Below are 1634 nucleotides of genomic sequence, written 5' to 3'. Positions count from 1 at the left end.
CAGGTCCTGCCTGTCCATCCGAACCGCGTTCAGTTCCGCGGCCGCCCGGCGTACCTCGACTTCCGGAACTCTCCACTGACCGCCGCTCGCGCTCATCGTCGCCACCACATGGTTGCCGAGGAGGACGTACCCGGCCCGGGCACGGGCAGGAGAGCAGGTGAATGCCCCAGAAGCCGTCGGCACAGCACTGTCGGCCGTCAGATCGACCCACAGAGCGTCCGCGGCACCCAGGGTGCTCAGGCCGTCCGTGCGACCGGGCATGACACGCTCTGACATACCGACAGGCCAACGGCCTGCAACACGGCAACGGGTCTCCAAGCGCCTCGGCCGGCCGGTCCGCCGCCCACGCCGCATACGCCGACCGCAATTCCTCGTTCCTGAGCATCTGGTTCGTCAGCGCCTCCCGTGCCCGCAGCCTCACCACCAGAACGTCAAGAATCGGGGTATTCACCCTCGCGCCTCAACGATCCCCGAGCCCAGACGAATTGAGCAGCAGGGTCGGCGTGCGTGAGGTGGGGCTTGCTGGTGTGGATGACCTCGGCCCAGGAATTCGAAATGACGTCGGCGGCCCTGTGGTCGATGACGGACGACTCCGCATCCATGAGACCCGCGTCCAGGCAGGAGTTGGCACCCACATAGAGGATGTCTGCGTCTGGTGGCCTTCTTCCGCTTTGGCGGACACCATCGATGTGGTCGTCAGGCCGCCAGGGCGGCCTCGCAAGCGGCGGGACTGCGATAGCCGAGGCCGCTGTGCAGTCGGTGCAAGTTGTACCGGCCCTCGATGACGCTGTCGGCCAATTCGGGGCCTGGCCGCTACTTCGCCCTGCTGAGCGTTTCTTGGTGGTGCTGTTGGCGAATTCCCGGTGCTTGCTACTTCGCTCCGTCAGAGATGGCGGAGCGAAGGGCAGCGAAGTGGCCCATGCGAGTGCGCACCCGCGGTGTGTCGGTGAGGCGGGCGTCGATGCGGGCGAGGTTGACCGCGGGGCCGGTGAGCTGGTGTTGCAGGCCGGTCTTGGTCAGGCCTCCCAACCAGGAACACGTGTCGCGGTCACGCCGCCTCACACGCTCGCCACTGGAGGGGTCCGGCGGTCAGCTGCCGACGAGCGTATGCCAGGTCTGCGGGCCTGTCTGGCCGTCGACGCCGAGGCTGTGTGCGGACTGGAAGGCCCGGGCGGCGCTGTCGGCGCCGGAGCCGAAGCTGCCGTCGACAGCGAGGCCGTAACCGAACCGGTTCAGTTCGACCTGGGCGGCGTGGACGTCCTCGCCGGTGGAGCCCTTCTAGACAATCGATGGCTGTGGTTAAACGGGTTCATGACACCTTCCGATCCTTGACGTCTGGTCGCTGCGCCAAGGACTACGCTCGACTCGTACGGGCGCTCTACAGGCGGCTGGACCGCCTCGCCGAACCCCTGGGAGCCGCCGGGTAGTACGACGGGGGAGCCGGTCGAAGTTGCCCGCACACCCGCCGGTGGCTGAAAGGCCTGTCGGGTGAGCGGCGATGAGCGGCTGCTGAACGGCCGAGAGGTTCACTGTGCAGAGCGGTTGCGTCCCTGGAAGTGGTGTACCGGTTCCCACCTGATCCGGGTGTTTGTCCCGGCGTCGGAGTGAGGGTCCGGATATGAGAACGGCCACCG

Annotated in this window: 2 pseudogenes; both read right to left on the bottom strand. The window is 67.1% G+C overall.

The annotated features are described in order from the left end of the window. A pseudogene (locus ACZ4MF_RS48985) lies at positions 1–276 on the bottom strand (endonuclease domain-containing protein); the annotation flags it as partial. A gap of 813 nt (positions 277–1089) precedes the next feature. Continuing rightward, a pseudogene (locus ACZ4MF_RS48980) lies at positions 1090–1257 on the bottom strand (peptidoglycan-binding domain-containing protein); the annotation flags it as partial. Between the last annotated feature and the right edge of the window lie 377 nt (positions 1258–1634).

This window comes from Streptomyces sp. NPDC025793 (genome assembly GCF_055558375.1).
Note: the sequence above shows the minus strand (reverse complement) of the source record. Positions and strands in the feature narration are given on the sequence as shown.